The 16,717-nt window shown below is 38.1% G+C and carries 14 protein-coding genes and 2 tRNA genes; 12 read left to right on the top strand and 4 right to left on the bottom strand.

The window, feature by feature from the left end; translation table 11 throughout:
- Positions 1-2: 2 nt before the first annotated feature.
- The 3 genes from comE (at position 3) to K1J09_RS10090 (ending at position 963) form a co-directional block, all read left to right on the top strand.
- Complete coding sequence (gene comE / locus K1J09_RS10080) at positions 3-767, top strand: competence system response regulator transcription factor ComE (RefSeq protein WP_002899424.1); 765 nt, start codon at positions 3-5, stop codon at positions 765-767.
- A gap of 45 nt (positions 768-812) precedes the next feature.
- A tRNA-Glu gene (locus tag K1J09_RS10085) sits at positions 813-884 on the top strand.
- A 5-nt stretch (positions 885-889) separates the two neighbouring features.
- Positions 890-963: transfer RNA gene (locus tag K1J09_RS10090), tRNA-Asn, on the top strand.
- 87 nt (positions 964-1,050) lie between these two features.
- Here the strand turns inward: K1J09_RS10090 and K1J09_RS10095 are convergent.
- Together K1J09_RS10095 and K1J09_RS10100 are read right to left on the bottom strand one after the other, a co-directional pair.
- Positions 1,051-3,636, bottom strand: coding sequence for a YfhO family protein (locus K1J09_RS10095; RefSeq protein ID WP_223323935.1), 2,586 nt, complete (start codon positions 3,634-3,636; stop codon positions 1,051-1,053).
- A 75-nt stretch (positions 3,637-3,711) separates the two neighbouring features.
- Entirely contained in the window at positions 3,712-5,334 is a 1,623-nt protein-coding gene (locus tag K1J09_RS10100) for an ATP-binding cassette domain-containing protein (protein WP_002899531.1), read from the bottom strand.
- Between the two features lie 290 nt (positions 5,335-5,624).
- Between K1J09_RS10100 and trpS the strand changes: the two genes are divergently transcribed.
- Positions 5,625-6,650, top strand: coding sequence for a tryptophan--tRNA ligase (trpS, locus tag K1J09_RS10105; protein WP_223323934.1), 1,026 nt, complete (start codon positions 5,625-5,627; stop codon positions 6,648-6,650).
- A 205-nt stretch (positions 6,651-6,855) separates the two neighbouring features.
- A complete protein-coding gene (gene guaB, locus K1J09_RS10110; protein WP_011837725.1) occupies positions 6,856-8,337 on the top strand; it encodes an IMP dehydrogenase in 1,482 nt (493 codons plus the stop codon).
- A 181-nt stretch (positions 8,338-8,518) separates the two neighbouring features.
- Here the strand turns inward: guaB and recF are convergent, their stop codons facing one another.
- Both recF and yaaA read right to left on the bottom strand, forming a co-directional pair.
- Positions 8,519-9,613: a DNA replication/repair protein RecF gene (gene recF, locus K1J09_RS10115; protein WP_002899416.1), complete on the bottom strand. Its 1,095-nt coding sequence runs from the start codon at positions 9,611-9,613 to the stop codon at positions 8,519-8,521.
- 2 nt (positions 9,614-9,615) lie between these two features.
- Positions 9,616-10,014, bottom strand: a complete 399-nt coding sequence (gene yaaA, locus K1J09_RS10120; protein WP_002894275.1) for a S4 domain-containing protein YaaA — start codon at positions 10,012-10,014, stop codon at positions 9,616-9,618.
- A 187-nt stretch (positions 10,015-10,201) separates the two neighbouring features.
- Here yaaA and yfmF point away from each other — a divergent pair, with 187 nt between their 5' ends.
- From yfmF to K1J09_RS10155, 7 genes are read left to right on the top strand one after another with little or no spacing between them, the layout of a single operon-like run.
- Positions 10,202-11,449, top strand: a complete 1,248-nt coding sequence (gene yfmF / locus K1J09_RS10125) for an EF-P 5-aminopentanol modification-associated protein YfmF (protein WP_302479832.1) — start codon at positions 10,202-10,204, stop codon at positions 11,447-11,449.
- Positions 11,449-12,744: an EF-P 5-aminopentanol modification-associated protein YfmH gene (gene yfmH / locus K1J09_RS10130; protein WP_223323933.1), complete on the top strand. Its 1,296-nt coding sequence runs from the start codon at positions 11,449-11,451 to the stop codon at positions 12,742-12,744. The genes yfmF and yfmH overlap by 1 nt, the downstream gene beginning before the upstream one ends.
- Before the next feature lie 33 nt (positions 12,745-12,777).
- Complete coding sequence (rodZ, locus tag K1J09_RS10135; protein ID WP_002894269.1) at positions 12,778-13,632, top strand: cytoskeleton protein RodZ; 855 nt, start codon at positions 12,778-12,780, stop codon at positions 13,630-13,632.
- A 16-nt stretch (positions 13,633-13,648) separates the two neighbouring features.
- Complete coding sequence (pgsA, locus tag K1J09_RS10140) at positions 13,649-14,188, top strand: CDP-diacylglycerol--glycerol-3-phosphate 3-phosphatidyltransferase (RefSeq protein WP_002894267.1); 540 nt, start codon at positions 13,649-13,651, stop codon at positions 14,186-14,188.
- Between the two features lies 1 nt (position 14,189).
- Complete coding sequence (locus tag K1J09_RS10145) at positions 14,190-15,026, top strand: energy-coupling factor ABC transporter ATP-binding protein (RefSeq protein WP_223323932.1); 837 nt, start codon at positions 14,190-14,192, stop codon at positions 15,024-15,026.
- The gene (locus K1J09_RS10150; RefSeq protein WP_002894262.1) at positions 15,002-15,841 is read left to right on the top strand and encodes an energy-coupling factor ABC transporter ATP-binding protein; all 840 of its coding nucleotides are present in this window, start codon (positions 15,002-15,004) and stop codon (positions 15,839-15,841) included. Before K1J09_RS10145 ends, K1J09_RS10150 begins: the two co-directional genes overlap by 25 nt.
- A complete protein-coding gene (locus K1J09_RS10155; RefSeq protein WP_002894259.1) occupies positions 15,834-16,628 on the top strand; it encodes an energy-coupling factor transporter transmembrane component T family protein in 795 nt (264 codons plus the stop codon). The genes K1J09_RS10150 and K1J09_RS10155 overlap by 8 nt, the downstream gene beginning before the upstream one ends.
- Positions 16,629-16,717: the final 89 nt, after the last annotated feature.

A 16,717-nucleotide genomic window follows, 5' to 3' on the forward strand; every position in this document is an offset into this window, starting at 1 on the left:
TTATGAAAGTGTTAGTTTTAGAGGATACCGTATCTCATCAAGTCAGGATGGAAACGACATTAGCAGAAATTGCTGAGGAACTTGGAATTGACATCCAGGTTCAGGTTACAGGAAAAATCAAAGAATTCAAAAAATATATTGAAAATGGAGACGTTAACCAGCTTTATTTTTTGGATATTGACATTAAGGGTGAGGAAACAAAAGGGCTGGAAGTAGCTCAATTTATCCGTCATCATAATCCTTATGCCATTATAGTTTTTGTAACCTCAAAATCTGAATTTGCTACTATGACTTTTAAATATAAAGTATCAGCACTTGATTTTATTGATAAAGATATCAACAATGATGCTTTTAAAAATAGAATCAAAGACAGTATTCTTTACACTAAGAGTACACTAATTGAAAATACCAATATGGTAGATTATTTTGAATATAGTTATCGTGGCAATGATGTTCGAATGCCTTATAACGATATTTTATATATCGAAACGACAGGGAGCTCTCATAAACTTCGGATTGTCGGTAAAAATTTTCTTAAGGAATTTTATGGAACAATAACAGATATTCAAGAAAAAGATCAGCAATCCAAACGATTTTTTTCACCACATAAATCTTATCTGGTTAATATTGGCAACATTGTTGATTATGACAAGAAAAATCGAGAAATTATTTTTTACGAAAATCATCGCTGTCCGGTCACTCGTTTAAGAGTAAAATATCTGAAAGATATTTTCGAAAATAAAGGGAAAAGAGTTGACAAAGCTTAAAAACCTGATATAATGGAATATGTTCTGAAAGAGAGCATACCATATGGTCCGTTGGTCAAGGGGTTAAGACACCGCCTTTTCACGGCGGTAACACGGGTTCGAATCCCGTACGGACTATATTATCCGGCATAGCTCAGTTGGTAGTAGCGCATGACTGTTAATCATGATGTCGTAGGTTCGAGTCCTACTGCCGGAGCTAGAGACACTCCTAGTGGGTGTTTTTTTATTGTTCAAAAAAAGGCCTTCACTAGCATTTTAATGAAGAGCCTTATTTTTTATATATTTACATTCTATGTCGTTTCCTACGTAGAAAATTATAGCAAACAAATAAAATTATGCCAGATATGAAGGCAATGCCACCTTCTTTCAGTCCATTAGGAATGAAAGTGAGGACAACATTTCCTTCTCCTTTTTTCACATCTAATTTCATAAAGCCGTTTTGAGCTCGTTTTAGTGCGATAGGCTTCCCGTTAAGAGTGGCTGACCATCCCTTATCATAAGGAATGGTAAAGAATAATGAAGTATCCTTTTCCGCTCTATAATTTGTTTTTACTGTGTTTAAATCAGTAGTTGTGGAAACGGGCTGCTCTTTTAATTTTTGAATGACATTTTGATATTGCTCAGTATTAACGGCAAAAAATTCTGGCGTATCAAATGAAACTGTCGAATTGTCTGGGAATGTAAAGCGAATAGACACTGTCTGACTTTGACTGAAATAGCCAGCATTAAAGAAAGGAAAGACATTATTAGTTGTATAACGTTCTGTAAAGTTATTGACAGTAATGTCAACATCTGTCTGATCATCATTACTAAAATCAATCCCAGCAACATTAACATATAGTTGACTGTTAGCAGGTACATTGACAGTATAGACTACACTAGCAAAGCTTGTATTATGCTCTCTGTCAACATCCACAGTCACTCTGTTACCAATTTGCTTGACATTTTCATTAGTAGTTATAGCATCTACTTTATCATAATATTTAAAATCAAAGCCAGTTAATTGATTCAAAAATTCTGTCTGATTATCTAAAGTCAAATTTGTAAACTTGACATCATGGTAAACATCATTGGTCAGAAAAGCTAAACCAAGAGCAGCATCATTTTGGTAGAGAGACATTTCTTTTTCAGTTTTCTCAGGAAGAAAACCAAATTTTTGAGGATCTGTTTCAGATAGATTGTAGCGAACACCAAAAATACTGTCCATTAAAATACTGTTGTTTTGATAACGTAGATTCAGATTTGTTCCTGCTGATTTAAAACCAAGTTTATCTAAAGTAGAACTTGCTTGAGTATTTCTGACAGATGAGAACTGGGAAATTCCATTGTAGTTGAATTTCATACTGTCATTTCCCGTTTGTGGATTCAATCTTTCAGTTCTAAAAAAGTCAATATTTTCCTTTTTGGAATAGTTGACAAGCTTGTCAATCTCGTCAAGGTGACTGGAATATGAAGAACGAGTGGCAAATACCCATTCTTTAGCAATTCCTCCAACTTGATAATAGGAATTAAGCGACAATTCAAAAGTAACAAAGAAAAGCAAGACAGGGAGAATGATTTTTGGTTGAATCGAAGATTTTGCTAAGACAAAGCTAATCAAGAGATAAGCCAGCAGAAATTCTAATGTTAGAATATAATTCTCAGGAGCCAAAAAGTCATAATGTTTTCTCTGAATAAAAGTAAGAATGAATCCGAGGCTGAGCAAAGTGAAACTAATGGCAACATTCATTACTTTCACATCTTTCCAACGATTTAAAGTCTCAGCAGCCATATAGATAACTACCAGAGAAAATAGCCAAGAATAACGGTGAAGAAACATGTTCGGTGCATGCATTCCCTGCCAAAGCAAGTCTAAATATTGAAGATAAAAACTAGCTATAAAAATTGCAATGAGTAAAAAGTAGCAAAGTTTCACGTGAAACTTAACAGATTTTAAGGTGAAAAATAAGATAGCCAGAATCAAGGGGAAGGTTCCGACATAAATCATAGGGATAGAACCATATTTGGTTGTATCAAAACTGCCAATAAAATTTTTAGCAAACACATCTAAGAACCAACTTTTTTCTGTCAACAAGGAAGAAACTTTTGTTAAGGTTTCACCATGAGTACTTATGTCTAGGTAAGTTGGCAGAATCATGATTAGGCTAGTCAGACCTGCTAAAGCAGATACGACTGTAAAGTCAAGTAAACTTTTAATTCTATTTTTGAAATCCCAAGATAATTGAAGAAGGTACCAAAAGACCAAAAAGATTGCCATCATATATCCAAAATAATAATTTTGGATGAAGAGGATTGATAGTGTTGTAAAATATAGTACTCTGCCTTTTCCAGTTATCAACCTATGTAAACCTAGCACAATCAAAGGTGCAAGGATAAACACATCCAACCAGGTTTTAATTTCTAATTGACTGACTGAAAAACTCATTAAAGAAAATGAAGTTGAAAGAGTGATGATGAGTAAAGCTGGAATCTTTTTGAATATTCCTTTGATGCTGATAAAGGTAGAGAGTCCGATTAATCCAAACTTGATTAAGGTAAATAGATAGACGGCATCTGGCATTGATTTCAAATCAAAGAAATAAACCAAGGGAGATAAGAAGCTGCCTAAATAATAACTGGATAAAGCATAAAAATTTTGCCCAAGTCCACTGGAGAAAGTATAGAAAATACTATCTGTGCCATGAAGGATATTTCTTAGGTTGGTGTCAAAAATGACATACTGATGAAAACCATCACCAAGCAAGGGAGAAGTTTCGCTATTCCAGTAAATTCCATACATCAAGTAGACAAAGAACATGACGAAAAATGGAAGAAAGAAGGCACAAAAATAAGGCCAATTTTTTTTAAAATATTCTTTAATGTGATTCATATTTCTTATATAGAAAGAGGCAGAAACGTTGTTTCATGCCTCTGTAAAGCTTTGTAAACGTAAATTGACAAGGAATTAATCTTTCCAAAGTTCTTTGACTTTTGCCTGAACTTCTTGATTTTCCAAGAATTCATCATAGGTTTCGTCAATGCGGTCAATCACACCGTTTTTAGACAAGACAATGATATGGTTGGCCAAGGTTTGAATAAATTCATGGTCATGGCTAGCAAAAATAATGGATCCTTTGAAGTTTTTCAATCCATCATTTAAGCTGGAGATTGATTCCAAATCTAAGTGATTGGTTGGATCGTCTAAGACTAAAACGTTGGATTTAAGCAACATCAACTTAGATAGCATGACCCGAACTTTTTCTCCTCCTGACAAGACATTGACAGACTTGTTAACCTCATCTCCAGAGAAAAGCATGCGCCCAAGGAATCCTCGAAGGAAGGTGTTGTCATCCTCTTCTTTGCTAGCAAATTGACGCAGCCAGTCAAGGATTGATTCGCCACTAGCAAAGTCACGAGAATTATCTTTTGGTAGGTAAGATTGACTGGTTGTGACACCCCACTTGACAGTTCCTTCATACTCAATATCACCCATCAAGGCACGAATCAAAGCTGTTGTTTGGATATCGTTTTGGCCAATTAAAGCTGTTTTATCGCCAGGACGTAAAATGAAGTTAATATTATCAAGAATAGTTTCTCCATCTATCTTGACAGAAAGGTTTTCCACTGTCAAGAGATCATTACCGATTTCACGTTCTGCTTTAAAGCTGATAAATGGGTATTTACGGCTAGATGGAACAATTTCTTCTAACTCAATCTTGTCAAGCATCTTTTTACGAGAAGTTGCTTGTTTTGATTTTGAAGCATTGGCAGAAAAGCGAGCAACAAACTCTTGAAGTTGCTTGATTTTTTCTTCTGCTTTGGCATTTCGGTCAGCTAGAAGCTTAGCCGCTAGTTCGCTTGATTCTTTCCAGAAATCATAGTTTCCAACATAGAGTTTGATTTTTCCAAAGTCAAGGTCGGCCATATGAGTGCAGACTTTATTCAAAAAGTGACGGTCGTGGGATACAACAATAACTGTATTGTCAAAATCGATAAGAAAGTCTTCCAGCCAAGTAATAGACTGAATATCCAAACCGTTAGTTGGCTCGTCCAGAAGTAAGACATCAGGTTTACCAAAAAGGGCTTTAGCTAAGAGTACTTTAACCTTGTCTCCGTTAGAAAGCTCGCTCATATTTTGGTAGTGAAGATCTTCCGGAATATTGAGGTTTTGCAATAATTGAGAGGCTTCACTTTCAGCTTCCCAGCCACCTAGTTCAGCAAACTCACCCTCAAGCTCGGCCGCACGTACACCATCTTCATCAGAAAAATCAGGCTTCATATAAATAGCATCTTTTTCTTTCATGATATTGTAGAGATGCTCATTTCCCATGATTACAACATCAATAGCCCGTTCTTCTTCATAGTCAAAGTGGTTCTGGCGAAGGACTGAAAGACGTTCATTTGGTCCTAGAGAGATGTGGCCTGTTGTTGGCTCGATATCGCCAGCTAAAATTTTTAAAAAGGTTGATTTTCCAGCGCCGTTAGCTCCAATCAATCCATAAGTATTTCCTTCTGTAAATTTGATGTTGACTTCATCAAACAATTTTCGGTCACTGAAACGCAGTGATACATCTGATACTGTAAGCAATGTCTTTCTCCTATATATATAATCTTCTTCATTTTACTAGAAAACAGAACTTTTTTCAAATAATTCTGAGATAAAAAGTAAAAAACGAAGCCAAAAGAAAAAAGGAGAATAGAATGAACTAAGACTTTTAGGTTTTACAGCCAGAATAGTTTGTCAATTAAGTTTACAAATGTTGTAAAGGGATGTAAATAAAGTTGTAAAAACTGGATTTTTTGCTTTTTTCTAGAAACTTCTTTCTCATTTTCATTGAAAATGATATAATGAACTCATTATAAATTGAGGAGTAATAAATGACTAAACCAATTATTTTAACAGGAGATCGTCCGACAGGAAAATTGCATATTGGTCATTATGTAGGAAGTTTACGGAATCGCGTGCTTTTGCAGGATCAAGGTAAATATGAGATGTTCGTATTTTTGGCAGATCAGCAAGCTTTGACTGATCATGCAAAGGATCCTCAGACAATTGTTGAGTCTATTGGTAATGTAGCTTTAGATTATCTAGCGGCTGGATTGGATCCTGAAAAAGTAACTATTTTTATTCAAAGTCAGATTCCTGAGTTGGCAGAGTTGTCAATGTATTATATGAATTTGGTGTCATTAGCTCGTCTTGAGCGTAATCCTACTGTCAAGACAGAGATTGCGCAAAAAGGATTTGGTGAAAGTTTGCCGACTGGATTTTTAGTTTATCCAATTTCTCAGGCAGCAGATATCACTGCTTTTAAAGCTAATTATGTACCAGTCGGACATGATCAAAAACCTATGATTGAGCAAACTCGGGAGATTGTTCGTTCCTTTAACCATGCTTATCAGACAGATGTTTTGGTAGAACCAGAAGGAATTTATCCTGAAAACGAAGCAGCTGGACGTTTGCCTGGTTTGGATGGCAATGCTAAGATGTCTAAGTCTCTCAATAATGGCATTTATTTGGCAGATGATATGGATATTCTGCAAAAGAAAGTTATGAGCATGTATACAGATCCTAATCATATCAGAGTGGAAGATCCTGGAAAAATTGAGGGAAATATGGTCTTTCATTATTTAGATGTTTTTGGCCGCCCTGAAGATGCTGCTGATATTGCTGCAATGAAAGAGCATTATCAAAGAGGTGGTCTGGGAGATGTCAAAACCAAACGCTATCTGTTAGAAATTTTAGAGCGAGAGTTAGGTCCGATTCGTGAGCGTCGTGTGGAGTTTGCTAAAGATATGGGACAGGTTTATCAGATGCTGCAAGAAGGATGTGATAAGGCACGTCAGACTGCCGCTCAGACTCTTTCGGAAGTGAAGTCTGCGATGGGGATTAATTATTTTAAATAACGAATATTATTGATTATAAATCACAAAAACTATCGTTTTTAGTTTAAAAAATGATGGTTTTTATTTTTTGTATAATAATGATTGACAATTTCCTATAGAATGGTATGATATTAACAACAAAAAAACCAGCTCTTATTCAAAGAAATCTGAACTTCAATTTTCTTTGGATATTAGTTCAAATAAGAAGGAAAAGAGGAAACTGTGGATGTCTAACTGGGACACTAAATTTTTGAAAAAAGGTTTTACCTTTGATGATGTGCTGCTGATTCCAGCTGAAAGCCATGTACTGCCCAACGATGCTGATTTGAGCACCAAGCTTGCTGAGAATTTGACCTTGAATATCCCAATCATTACTGCCGCTATGGACACTGTTACAGAGAGTCAGATGGCTATCGCTATTGCCCGAGCTGGCGGTCTTGGAGTTATCCACAAAAATATGTCTATTGAGCAACAGGCCGATGAAGTTCGAAAGGTTAAACGTTCTGAGAATGGCGTTATTATTGATCCTTTTTTCCTAACGCCAGAGCATACGATTGCTGAAGCAGATGAGTTGATGGGACGTTACCGTATCAGTGGTGTTCCTGTTGTAGAAACTCTTGAAAATCGTAAGTTAGTAGGGATTCTAACTAATCGTGATTTGCGTTTTATTTCTGACTATGATCAACCTATTTCTCGTCATATGACCAGTGAGAATCTTGTAACGGCGCCTGTTGGTACAGATTTAGGAACTGCAGAGCGCATTTTGCAGGAGCACCGGATTGAAAAGTTGCCTTTGGTTGATGATAACGGCTGCCTTTCAGGTTTGATTACCATTAAAGATATTGAAAAGGTTATTGAGTTTCCAAATGCTGCTAAAGATGAGTTTGGTCGTCTTTTGGTCGCTGGTGCTGTCGGTGTTACTTCAGATACTTTCGAACGTGCGGAAGCTCTCTTTGAAGCGGGGGCAGATGCGATTGTTATTGATACTGCTCATGGCCACTCAGCTGGAGTTTTGCGCAAGATTGCTGAGATTCGTTCTCATTTCCCCGATCGCACCTTGATTGCTGGAAATATTGCAACTGCTGAGGGTGCACGCGCTCTTTATGAAGCAGGTGTAGACGTTGTTAAGGTCGGAATTGGCCCAGGTTCTATCTGTACAACCCGTGTCATTGCTGGTGTTGGTGTTCCTCAAGTAACGGCTATTTATGATGCAGCTGCTGTGGCGCGTAAATATGGAAAAACCATCATTGCTGATGGTGGGATTAAATATTCTGGAGATATTGTTAAGGCCTTGGCTGCAGGTGGAAATGCTGTTATGCTGGGTTCAATGTTTGCAGGAACAGACGAAGCGCCAGGCGAGACGGAAATCTTCCAAGGTCGGAAATTTAAGACTTACCGTGGTATGGGATCTATCGCCGCTATGAAGAAGGGCTCTAGTGACCGTTACTTCCAAGGGTCTGTTAATGAAGCGAATAAGTTAGTTCCAGAAGGGATTGAAGGCCGTGTGGCTTACAAGGGAGCTGCTGCAGATATTGTCTTCCAGATGCTGGGTGGTATCCGCTCTGGAATGGGCTATGTTGGTGCTGCAAATCTGCAAGAACTTCACGATAATGCTCAGTTTATTGAGATGAGTGGCGCTGGATTAAAGGAAAGCCACCCTCATGATGTGCAAATTACTAATGAAGCCCCTAACTATTCAGTTCAATAAAAAAATAAAACGAGGTCGGGAATTTTTCCTAACCTCGTTTTAAATTTACGATTTAAATTGACATATATTTACAATTCAAAAGGCTATAAAAGCTGTTATAACAACAATTCGATATAATTCGTTTACACTATAAGCGATATTTTGTAAATGAAATTTACAAAAACGTAAATCTCATGTAATGCTAGGATTGAGACATGATTTGTCCTTGCTGAATGGTGAAAATTTTAATATCTTGTGGAAGATTTTTTAAATGTTCTAAAGTTGTTGTAGTAATGAAAGTTTGAATATCCTGAGAGATAGTTTCTAATAATTTTAGTTGACGGCTATTGTCAAGTTCGCTCATTACATCGTCAAGCAACAAAATAGGGGTCTCCTTTGTAATGCTTTCTATTAACTTGATTTCGGCTAGTTTCAGTGATAAAACAAGACTGCGATGCTGACCTTGACTACCAAAGTTGGCATCCATTTGATTGATAAAAAAAGCAATATCATCACGATGGGGACCAACACCTGTATTTTTTTTGAATAGGTCGCGTTTACGGCTGCTTATTAAGGAAAAGCGGTAAGTTTCTTCTAAATTGTCAATTTGGTGTAAAGGAATAGATGACAGATACTTGACAGTCAATTTTTCCAAATTTTGAGAGATGTCCCAGTGCTTGTCTTGGGCAAAGCTTTCTAATTTTTGCAAAAAATCCAACCGATGCCTAATTACACGACAGCCATAGTCAACCAGCTGCTCATCAAGGACAGTCAAGAAGGTTTCATCAACTTTATCATTAGCTTTCAGATAGGCATTGCGTTGTTTGAGGACATGGTTGTAATTGGATAAATCTGATAGATAGACTGGCTTGATTTGTCCGAGTTCAATGTCTATAAATTTACGGCGTAGACTGGGAGAACCTTTAATCAGCTGTAAATCTTCAGGAGCAAACAGGACAACATTCATAGTTCCAATGTAGTCTGATAATTTACTTTGTTTCAAGTGGTTGACTTTTGTGATGCGACCTTTTGGTGTCAAGTTAATGTCAAGGGGAACTTTACCAGTCTTTTTTTCTAAGATACCAGAAACAAGGAGGTCATTTTCTGTAAAATGAATCAGATCCTTATCTGAGCGTGTACGGTGGCTTCTTGTCAAGGCTAGGAAATAAATAGCTTCTAAAATATTGGTTTTACCTTGTGCGTTCTGGCCTAGAAAGACATTTAAGCCAGGATGGAAGTCAATATCAGCTTCCTGATAATTTCGGAAATGCTTGATTTTTAATGATTGCAGCCACATGATTAGATACCAGGGAAGCGAACAGGGCTTTTAGTAGTTTTCTGCTTTTTAGGTATCCCTGTATTCTTACGCTTTTCTTTTTTAGAAGTCTGAGATTTTTTTAAATCCTTATTCATGGCTTTGACAAGTTCAGCAACTCGTTTTTTTTCTGCGATTTCTTTCTGGTGTTGCAGAATTTCTTCTTGACTAGGAGCTGTCAGATTAATTTCAATTCCTTGCTCAGGAAGGGAAATCCTATCATTGACACGGAGTTTTTTCCCCCGGCGGTTTTCTGGCTCACCGTTAAAAAGGACTGGATACTCACTTAGAAATGTTTTAATTGCTCCACCGCTTTGGATAATTCCTGTTTCTTTTAAAAGTGCTTGTAGCGTGATGTAGTCATCAAATAATTTATATTCCATATTTCACCTCAACCCTGCCATTATACCATATTTGTTAGTAAAAAGTGCTGAGGTGCTTTGGATAAAAGTGGAAATTTTCTCCTGTTATCAGAAAACGTTTTAATCAGCAAAAAGCTTGGTGGAACAAACAAATCAGAGGCATTTCATGATATAATAGTAGTCTATATTATTCAGTATGAGGGGCGTCATGGAAATCACTAAAGGAGTTCGTCTCCATTTTATTCAATCAGAAAAATTTAAAACAAACAAAATTAGGGTTCGTTTTTCAGCGCCTATGTCCAAAGAAACAGTAGCTGGTCGGGTTTTAACAGCTAGCATGCTAGAGACTGTCAATGCTGTTTATCCTACTTCGCAGGCTTTCAGAGAACGTTTGGCCAATTTGTATGGAGCTGATTATTCTACGAGTCTTTCAAGGAGAGGATTGGTCCATTATTTAGATATCAATCTTTCTTTTGTACGGGATAAATTTTTGAGTCGCAAAAATGTCCTGACAGATGCCATGCTTGATTTTTTGAAAGCTAGCTTGTTTTCTCCATTGGTAAGTCAGGACGCTTTTGATGAATCTGCTTTTGAAATTGAGAAGAAAAATATCTTGAATGATTTGGAAGCAGAAATTGAGAATCATTTTTATCATGCTCATCGAGAATTAGATAAACTCTTTTATGAAGAAGAGGAAATGCAGATGCCTCGTGTTGGGACGATTGAATTAATCCAGAAAGAGACCGCTGTAAGCAGTTTTGCTGCTTTTCAGCAGATGCTTCAGGAAAATCAGATTGACTTTTTCTTTATTGGGGACTTTAATGAAGTGGCTGTTCGGGAGAAAATTCAATCTTTCAATTTTGCACCTCGTCAGCAAGAACTTCAGTTAGTTTATCAACAAGAATATTCCAATGTTTTGCGAGAAGGATTGGAGCAGAAGGATGTGCATCAGTCAATTATTGAGTTAGCCTATCACTTCCCTATTCAGTACGGAGAGAGTGAGCACCTGCCTTTGGTCGTTTTAAATGCTTTGCTAGGTGGTTTTGCCCATTCGAAATTATTTGTCAATCTTCGTGAAAGGGAAGGGCTGGCTTATACAATTTCTAGCAATTTTGATATTTTTTCAGGAATGATGCGGATTTACGCTGGTATTGACCGCAGCAATCGGACCAGAACAGTTGCTTTAATCAACCGACAGATTCTTGATTTGAAGCGTGGGAATTTTAGTCAGGAAGAACTGAATCAAACCAAGAAAATGCTGAGAAATTCGGTATTGTTAGCTCAGGATCGACAGAATACAATCTTAGAGAGAGCTTATATGGCTTCTGTTTTAGGGAACAAATTCTTATCTCTTGAAGCTTGGCTGAAAGCTTTGGAACAGGTTCGTAAGGATGATATTATCAAGGCAGCTGGTCTCTTAAAATTACAAGCTATTTACTTTATGGAAGGAAAATAATGCAGGGAGAAGTGCTAGAAAAAATCAATTATTCAGCAGTAGGAGAAATTGTCTATCAGACAGTATTAGCAAACGGTTTGCGTGTTTTTCTTCTGCCTAAAAATGATTTTAATGAAACTTATGGGATTATCTCAACTAATTTTGGTTCAGTGGATACAGGGATTGTTTCACGTGAAACCAAGCAGGTCACTCAATATCCGGCTGGAATAGCTCATTTTTTGGAACATAAGCTTTTTGAAGGCCCGCAGGGAAAGGATTTGCTGCTGGAATTTACTAAGTTAGGGGCTGAGAGCAATGCCTTTACAAGCTTTACTCGGATCAGCTATCTGTTTTCTGCAACAGATAACATTTCAGAAAATCTACAGCTTTTGCAAGAACTGGTGCATCGGGCTGATTTTACAAAAGAATCCATTTTGCGGGAACAGGATATTATCGGCCAAGAAATTGAAATGTATCAGGATAATCCGGATTATCGTCTCTTTTTTGGAGCCTTGGCCAATCTCTATCCTCAAACACCTCTGGCAGAAGACATTGCAGGAACGAAAGAGTCCATCTCTGAGATTACCGTCGAAAATTTGAAGGAAAATTTCAAGAACTTTTATCATCCTTCTAATATGACTTTGTTTGTAATTGGTAATTTTGATTTGGAACAGATAGCTGCTGAGATTGCTGAACAGCAGGAAAAACTAGTTTTTCCTGGGAGTTCGGAACCTATTGAAAAAATTCCTGTTACCCTTCACCCAGTGGTATCAACGGATACCTACCGAATGGAGGTGGCTAGTCCAAAACTGGCAGTTGGAATTCGAGGGACAGACTTTGTTGATGAATCGGAGTTGTATTGCTATAAAATCACTTTGAAACTTTTATTTGCCATGATGTTTGGCTGGACTTCCAAGCGTTTCCAGTCCCTCTATGAAAGTGGGAAAATGGACAATTCTTTAACGCTGGAAGTGGAAGTAGAAAAAGATTTTCACTTTGTCATGCTGACGATGGACACTCAGGAACCGGTGGGACTTTCTCATCAATTTCGCTCAGCTATCAAGAATTTTGACAAGGATCCGGATGTGACAGAAGAGCATTTGGATACGATTAAAAGTGAGATGTTTGGTGATTTTCTGCACGGTTTAAACTCGCTTGAGTATATTGCAACCCAATATGAACCGTATTTGACGGGTGAGAATCTGTTTGATTTGCCGAAAATTTTACAGGACATCAGCTTGAATGATGTGATAAAACTAGGTCATCGATTTATCGATCAGTGTGATATGACAGATTTCACTATTTTTCCAAAATAATTCCAGAATCGTTTTTAAAATTTTGTTAAAATAGTGAAGAATATAAATAAGGGAAAAGTACGTATGAGAAAAAAAACGATAGGAGAAGTGTTGAAGCTTGCCCGGACTAATCAAGGGCTGAGTTTAGAGGAATTGTCAAAAAAGACAGATATCCAGCAGGATTTACTGGAAGCGCTGGAACGAAATGACTATGATTTGCTTCCTAGTCCTTTCTATGCCCGCAGCTTTTTACGTAAATATGCTTGGGCTGTAGATTTGGATGAATCTATTATTCTGGAGGCTTACGAAGCTGGTGAGATGATTGTCTTTGATGAAGTGGCACTGGCAGCAGATGAGGAATTTAGGAGCAGAAAAAATAAAAATAAAAGCTCTTTTCTGCCCTTGTTCTATTTTCTCTTATTAGCTTCAGCTATTGCTGCTTTCGTAGCTTACTATATCTGGAGCTATGCTCACACCAATTCGGTAAGTTTCAAAGCATCTAACAACAATTATAGTCTGGTTTCCTCTACAAGCACTAACAGTCAGAAGAGTTCCTTTTCTTCGGCTGATTCTAAGTCAGTTTCTTCCTCAGCTGGTAAATTGACAGTTAGTGGAAGCGGAGATAATTTGACTGCTGAGTACAGCGGAGCAAGTCAGCCTGTCAAAGTGACCGTTTCTGTGGAGCAAACGACCAATTTGGTAAGCATAAGCGATTCCGAACTAGCCGAAGGCATCACCTTATCTCCTGAAAAATCAAGCCAGACGGTTGCTCTTGAGCCAGGCAATAAGTATCTTATTACGATAGCACCTGTTAAAGGAGCAACTGTGACGATAGAGGGACAAAAACTAGATACTTCGGCTTTGACTAGCGATAGTGGAACCATTAGTTTGAACATTACGAAAGGATAAAAACGAAGGGAATCCCATGAAAAAAGAAAATATTCCAAATGCCTTAACTCTTGTCAGGATTGCTTTAATCCCTGTATTTGTTGTGATTTTAACATTCGGTCATTCTTCCATCATGCATATTTTGGCAGCTTTTATCTTTGCTTTTGCTAGTATAACTGATTATCTAGATGGTTATTTAGCTCGAAAGTGGGAAGTGGTAACAAACTTTGGTAAATTTGCTGATCCCATGGCTGATAAGCTTTTAGTGATGTCTGCTTTTATCATGTTGATCGAGATGAAAATGGCTCCTGCCTGGGTTGTGGCTATTATTATTTGCCGGGAATTGGCAGTAACAGGTCTACGCTTGCTTTTAGTGGAAACAGGCGGTACAGTCTTAGCGGCTGCTATGCCAGGTAAAATCAAGACCTTCACGCAGATGTTTGCTATTATTTTTCTACTGATTCATTGGACTCTCTTAGGGCAAGTCCTTCTGTATATCGCTTTAATCTTTACGATTTATTCTGGATATGACTACTTCAAGGGAAGTGCCTATCTCTTTAAAGATACCTTTAAATAATATGGAAAATATCATCGAAGTAAGAAATCTTAAGTACAAATATGATAGTGAGTCTGAGAATTACACTTTAAATGATGTCTCCTTTCAAGTAAAAAAAGGGGAATGGCTGTCTATTGTCGGTCATAATGGGAGTGGAAAATCAACCACAGTTCGTTTGATTGACGGTCTTTTAGAAGCGGAAAGCGGAGATATTATTATCTCAGGCGATAAGCTAACAGCTGAAAACGTCTGGGAAAAACGCAGACAGATTGGCATGGTATTCCAAAATCCAGATAATCAGTTTGTCGGTGCAACTGTAGAAGACGATGTAGCCTTTGGTTTGGAAAATCAAGGGCTGGACTATGATCTGATGGTAGAGCGAGTCCAGCAGGCATTAGAGCTTGTCGGCATGCAGGATTTTAAGGAGCGTGAACCAGCTCGTCTTTCTGGAGGTCAGAAACAGCGGGTAGCTGTTGCAGGTGTGGTAGCTCTAAGACCGGATATTATTATTTTGGATGAAGCAACCAGCATGTTGGATCCAGAGGGGCGTTTGGATCTTATCCAGACCGTGAAAAAAATTAAAGATGGTAATCAGCTGACCGTCATTTCTATCACTCATGATCTGGATGAAATAGCCTTAAGCGACCGTGTTTTGGTCATGAAAGAGGGTCAGGTTGAATCTACCGCTACCCCGAGAGAGCTTTTTTCTCGAGAAGATTTGGAAGAGCTAGGATTGGATCAGCCATTTGTTAATCAGGTAAAGGCGGCTTTGCGTCAGTCAGGGTTTCCTCTGCCAGACTCTTACTTAACAGAAAAAGAATTGCAGGATCAACTATGGGCATTACTCTCAAAAATGTAAGTTATACTTATCAAGCTGGCACTCCTTTTGAGGGACCAGCGCTTTTTGGAGTGGATTTGGAGATAAAATCGGGCAGTTATACAGCTCTTATCGGGCATACTGGCAGCGGTAAGTCAACCATTCTTCAGCTTTTAAATGGCTTGCTGGTTCCCAATCAGGGTAGTGTTGAAGTAGGCAGTACAGTCATCACAGCTGATTCTGTCAATAAAGACATTAAACAGGTGCGCAAGAAGGTCGGTCTGGTCTTTCAATTTCCAGAAAGTCAAGTTTTTGATGAAACAGTTTTGAAAGATGTGGCTTTTGGTCCTCAGAATTTTGGTGTTTCTAAGGAAGAAGCGGAAGCTTTGGCGCGTGAAAAGCTGCACTTGGTCGGGATTTCTGAGGATTTGTTCAATCGCAGTCCTTTCGAACTTTCTGGTGGCCAGATGCGTAGGGTAGCCATCGCTGGTATACTAGCCATGGAGCCCGATATCTTGGTTTTGGATGAGCCGACAGCAGGACTTGATCCATCCGGTCGAAAAGAACTGATGAGGCTCTTTGAAGAGCTGCATCGAGCTGGAATGACCATTGTTTTGGTAACTCACCTAATGGATGATGTAGCAAACTTTGCTGATACAGTCTATGTTTTAGATAAGGGCAGAGTAGTCAAGAGTGGTCAGCCTGCTCAGGTCTTTCAAGATCTTGATTTTATGGAGAGTATTCAATTGGGTGTTCCTAAGATTACAAAATTTGCTCACGAATTGGCGGAGAAAGGGATGAATTTCTCGCATTATCCTATTACAATTGAAGAATTCAAGGAGATCTTGCATGGATAAGTTGATTTTAGGTCGCTATATTCCCGGAAATTCAATCATCCATCGTTTGGATCCGCGGAGCAAGTTGCTGGCGATGTTTCTTTTTATTCTATTAATTTTCTGGGCTAATAATCTTGTGACCAATCTGCTGTTGTTTGTTTTCGTTTTTAGTTTGGTCTTGCTGTCCAAGGTTCCTTTGAAGTTCTTTTTAAAGGGTATCCAGTCCATGGTTTTTATCATAGCTTTTACCACCTTGTTTCAGCTGTTTTTGACCTCGGGAGGGGCCACAATCTTTCGATTCGCTTTTGTCAGAATTACAGAACTAGGACTGTCACAGGCCGGCATTATTTTTAGCCGCTTTATTCTGATTATTTTCTTTTCTACTCTTCTGACTCTGACAACGACACCCTTAAGCTTGTCTGATGCCGTAGAGTCTTTGCTGAAACCTCTGAAGGTTTTCAAGGTGCCAGCACATGAGATTGGCCTGATGCTTTCTATGAGCCTACGTTTCGTTCCAACTTTAATGGATGATACTACTAGGATTATGAATGCTCAGAGGGCGCGTGGTGTTGACTTTGGCGAGGGAAAGCTTGTTCAAAAGGTTAAATCTATTATTCCCATTCTAATCCCTTTGTTTGCTTCTAGTTTTAAAAGGGCAGATGCTCTAGCGATTGCCATGGAAGCTCGTGGCTATAATGGAGGTGAGGGCCGGACACGTTTTCGCCGTTTGGCATGGAAAAGAAATGACAGCTTGGCTATTATTAGCTTATTTATATTAGGTATTCTACTTTATATATTGAAAAACTGACCTGTTGTTTAAAGTGTCTTTAGAGAATAGTATAAGTTAAACTTGTCTATTTTTTGCTTGGTCAAAGAAAATATTTGGCAAAAAAGCTG

The organism is Streptococcus sanguinis (genome assembly GCF_019928825.1).
In the GTDB taxonomy this organism is placed as follows: Bacteria; Bacillota; Bacilli; order Lactobacillales; family Streptococcaceae; genus Streptococcus; species Streptococcus sanguinis_L.

Excerpts from the sequence above, each read along its gene's own strand:
- K1J09_RS10150 (WP_002894262.1), top strand. The coding sequence starts at position 15,002 with ATGGGCATTACTCTCAAAAATGTAAGTTATACTTATCAAGCTGGCACT.
- yaaA (WP_002894275.1), bottom strand. The coding sequence starts at position 10,014 with ATGGAATATAAATTATTTGATGACTACATCACGCTACAAGCACTTTTA.
- trpS (WP_223323934.1), top strand. The coding sequence starts at position 5,625 with ATGACTAAACCAATTATTTTAACAGGAGATCGTCCGACAGGAAAATTG.
- K1J09_RS10095 (WP_223323935.1), bottom strand. The coding sequence starts at position 3,636 with ATGAATCACATTAAAGAATATTTTAAAAAAAATTGGCCTTATTTTTGT.
- comE (WP_002899424.1), top strand. The coding sequence starts at position 3 with ATGAAAGTGTTAGTTTTAGAGGATACCGTATCTCATCAAGTCAGGATG.
- K1J09_RS10155 (WP_002894259.1), top strand. The coding sequence starts at position 15,834 with ATGGATAAGTTGATTTTAGGTCGCTATATTCCCGGAAATTCAATCATC.
- K1J09_RS10145 (WP_223323932.1), top strand. The coding sequence starts at position 14,190 with ATGGAAAATATCATCGAAGTAAGAAATCTTAAGTACAAATATGATAGT.
- yfmF (WP_302479832.1), top strand. The coding sequence starts at position 10,202 with ATGGAAATCACTAAAGGAGTTCGTCTCCATTTTATTCAATCAGAAAAA.
- yfmH (WP_223323933.1), top strand. The coding sequence starts at position 11,449 with ATGCAGGGAGAAGTGCTAGAAAAAATCAATTATTCAGCAGTAGGAGAA.
- guaB (WP_011837725.1), top strand. The coding sequence starts at position 6,856 with ATGTCTAACTGGGACACTAAATTTTTGAAAAAAGGTTTTACCTTTGAT.
- recF (WP_002899416.1), bottom strand. The coding sequence starts at position 9,613 with ATGTGGCTGCAATCATTAAAAATCAAGCATTTCCGAAATTATCAGGAA.
- pgsA (WP_002894267.1), top strand. The coding sequence starts at position 13,649 with ATGAAAAAAGAAAATATTCCAAATGCCTTAACTCTTGTCAGGATTGCT.